Raw genomic sequence first — 3377 nt, 5'->3', positions numbered from 1 at the left:
TCCCCTCCGAGCGATGCAACCGGCGGATCTCCGCCCAGTCCTCCACGTTCAGCACCTCATGATCGTTCACGGGTGGGTCAACATTCACCCGGAACCAGAGGGTCAGTATTCAGCCGGACGCGACACCAAGAGCAGCACCTGTTGGCCTGCCGCAGCCGAGTAGGCGGCGGCGGTGCTGTCGCCGAAGCCGGATCCTATTACGATGGCATCGAATTGCTTTGCGTTGGTCAGGTTTTCCATGACAGCCCCTTTTTCAGGTCGGCAGGTATTTGTCCCGGCTCGTTGATACGGTGGCAGCCGAGGATTCGCGTTTTACTGCCTGCCGCCCCCTCTTCATGGCTTGGACTTCTCTTTCCAGACGAGGAGCACGGATTCGTCGGCGGGTTTCCATGGCAGGAAGATGGCTATGGCAACCGCGACGATCAGTGAAGCCGAAACCGTCACATACGACGCGAGTCGGAACCCCTCCATGGACGCGGATTTCATCGCGTAGATCAGTTCGGCCTTCTGGGGGGCGAAGGCCGGGTTGGTGGGGCGCTTGACCATTTCCAGGACGGCGATGACGCTTTCGCGGGCGAAGCTCTTCTCGTTCGGGGTCATCAGGAACTCTGGGATGGCATCGATGCGCGGTCCGACCTTGGTCGTGTACACCGACGCCACGATCGATCCCAGCACCGCGACGCCGAGGGTTCCCCCCGCCTCGCGGGTGGTGTCGTTGACCGCCGAACCGGCTCCTGCTTCGTCGAGGGCGACAGAGGACATGATCGATTCGGTCGCCGGGCCCTGCACAATTGCCAGTCCTAGGCCCATCAGCACCATCGAGACGAGCACGGGACCGACATAGGGTGTCTGCACCTCGACCTGCCCGGCGACGAACATTCCGACACTCATCACCACCAGACCGAGGACGATGACCGCGGTGGTGCCGGTCTTCTGGGCGATCAGCGTGGCCACCGGGGCGCCGACGGCAATGGACACGGCGAACGGTAGCGAGTGCAAACCGAACTCCAGCGGCGACAGCTCCATCACTCCCTGGAAATACGCGGTGATCATGAACAAGAACCCGAACATGCAGAAGTAGCCGACCGCGATCGCCAGCGCGGGCAGGGAGAATCGCCGGATCCGGAACAGGTTCATGTTCAGCACGGGTGCCGCAGTGCGCAATTCCCACCGGAGGAACATCACGAAGCAGACCACGGCGAAGACGAAGCCGGTCAGGCTGGCCGGGGAAAGCCAGCCCTGATGTGGGGCCTCGATGATGGTCCACACCAAGGCGGTGATGCTCAGAAGCGACAGGGCTATGCCGATGACGTCGAGCCTGCCGGTGTGTGTGGCCTTCGACTCGGGAACCAGCAGGCGAGTGAGAACCAGGACGACGGTGGCGACGGGAACGTTGACCCAGAAGACCGAGTGCCAGGAGAAGTGCTCGAGTAGCCAGCCGCCGGCGGTCGGCCCGATCGCGATGGCGAAGCCGGCCATCGCCGTCCACGCCGCGATGGCGATGGCCCGTTCCCTGACGTCGGTGAAGATGTTGATGATCAGCGCGAGGGTCGCGGGGAACACCGCGGCGGCGAACACTCCCATCGCGGCGCGGGCGGCGATCACCTGGCCCAGGTCGGTCGCCAATGCGCCACCCAGAGACATCACCGCGACGCCGGCCAGCCCCAGCATCATCACCGTGCGCCGGCCGTAGCGGTCTCCGAGGTGACCGCACGCCAGCAGCAGGCCCGCGAAGGTCAGCGTGTAGGCGTCGACCACCCACTGCAACCCACTGAAGCCGGCACGCAACTGCACACCCAGAGACGGCAACGCGACGTTGACGACGGTGTTGTCGAGCACCACGAGCAGTTCCGCGACGCAGATGACGGCGAGTGCCGGCCACCGACCCCGCACGCTCGGAACTGCGGAGTGCGCTGCCGGTGCGGCGGGTTCCGCGACAGATGGGTGGGGCATAGGAAATCGACTCCTCGTCATTGCGCTGCGGGCTAACTCGGAAAGGGGTGGCCGCCAGCCCGCTCGGGCACGATGGTTGGCCACCGCGGGCCGACAGCCACAGGGGCGCCGGCGGCGGCTCGATTCCGCGACAGCACCGGCTTTTGCAGGAACGCCAGATCAGGCCGCCGCGCGCCGGTGGGGTTCGGAACGGTAGCGGGTGGTGGGTCCATCGATGCCGAGCAGTTTCCATACCCGGCGGGAGATCTGGTTGATCAACCCGATCTCAGCGGCGAGGGTGCGGACGTCTGCGAAGAAGTCGGCGAAGGCCTGTTTCGAGTCCGGCGAGCGGTAGAACACTTCCTTCCGCACCGAGTCCGGGATACCGGCCTCGGAGAAGAACGCCCGCGGTGGGGTGACGATAGCGCGGCCGAGCGCGAACATGATGATCGGCAAGGCCACCGACAAGCCCAGCCTGTGGATCGGATTAGTCTGCGGCACTCTCTGTTTGAGGAATTCATGGGCGAACGAGATGTGGCGCGCCTCCTCGGCCACGTGGATGGCCATCACCGAGCGCATGATCGGATGCACTTCCTCACCGGAACGCAGGATCGCCTTCTGAATGTGATCGATGGGTTCCTCACCGGCCAGTACGCCCATGAAGAACAGATTGGGGAACAACGCTCCGGCGGGCCCGACCACGTATCCCAGCAGCGTTTTCAACCACGGCGTCATCCCGGGCACATCGATACCGATGCGGTTGACCATCTCCTGGAACATCAGGTTGTGGTTGCACTCCTCGATGATTTCGTGTGTGCAGTACCGGAATTCCGGCGAGCCGTTGGGCAGACGGTAGGCGTGCTGGACCATGCCGCTGATCAGCATCAACTCGAACTGCAACCCGACCTTCGCGATATTGGACTGCCGGTACTTACCGATCGCGATCTGACGCTCCCGCGGCAACGCCCGATACCAGGGATGAGGCCCCAGCATCTCACCGGACACGGTGAGGATCCAACGCTCGGGCGCGGTGTCGGCCTCGAAATCCGGGTGCTCCCAGTCGATATCGAGGTAAGGGTCGAAGCGTCGGTGCACCGAACCCTCCGACAGCAGCGACAGCTTGTCCGCGTACGCCCGGGCCTTGTCGACGACATCGTCGCCGGGCCCGGCCTGGTTCACCTCGATCGTCATCGGCCTCTCCTCGCCACGTTTTCTGTTACTACATGTAACGCTAACATCAGGCTAATAGAACGAGTGGTCTATCGCAAGCAGGTTTCTCGGCCGCGCTTCAGGGAATTCCAGAGCTGCGGCTCCATTAAGTGAGCGTCTGGGAACTTCGGTTGTGTGTCTCGGTTGTGAAGTTCTGATTGCGGTTGATCGCGCATTGCGGCAACGTCGGGCTGCTCGCGGCCCGATCTGGTGGTGAATTCCGGTACCACAAGCTC

3 protein-coding genes are annotated in these 3377 nt (G+C 63.5%); all 3 read right to left on the bottom strand.

Annotated elements, in window-relative coordinates:
* Positions 1-102: 102 nt before the first annotated feature.
* Positions 103-240, bottom strand: coding sequence for a hypothetical protein (locus GVY39_RS33570; RefSeq protein WP_159930986.1), 138 nt, complete (start codon positions 238-240; stop codon positions 103-105).
* A 93-nt stretch (positions 241-333) separates the two neighbouring features.
* Entirely contained in the window at positions 334-1953 is a 1620-nt protein-coding gene (locus GVY39_RS33565) for an MFS transporter (RefSeq protein WP_159930984.1), read from the bottom strand.
* Positions 1954-2112: 159 nt separating this feature from the next.
* Positions 2113-3123 (bottom strand): diiron oxygenase, encoded by a 1011-nt coding sequence (locus GVY39_RS33560; RefSeq protein ID WP_159930982.1) that lies wholly within the window; start codon positions 3121-3123, stop codon positions 2113-2115.
* Positions 3124-3377 lie beyond the last annotated feature (254 nt).

The sequence above is a fragment of the Nocardia sp. CY15 genome (genome assembly GCF_009829295.1).
GTDB classification, from domain to species: domain Bacteria; phylum Actinomycetota; class Actinomycetes; order Mycobacteriales; family Mycobacteriaceae; genus Nocardia; species Nocardia sputi.
The sequence above is the reverse complement of the archived record's forward strand: the minus strand, read 5'-3'. Positions and strand labels throughout refer to the sequence as shown.

Excerpts from the sequence above, each read along its gene's own strand:
- GVY39_RS33565 (WP_159930984.1), bottom strand. The coding sequence starts at position 1,953 with ATGCCCCACCCATCTGTCGCGGAACCCGCCGCACCGGCAGCGCACTCC.
- GVY39_RS33570 (WP_159930986.1), bottom strand. The coding sequence starts at position 240 with ATGGAAAACCTGACCAACGCAAAGCAATTCGATGCCATCGTAATAGGA.
- GVY39_RS33560 (WP_159930982.1), bottom strand. The coding sequence starts at position 3,123 with ATGACGATCGAGGTGAACCAGGCCGGGCCCGGCGACGATGTCGTCGAC.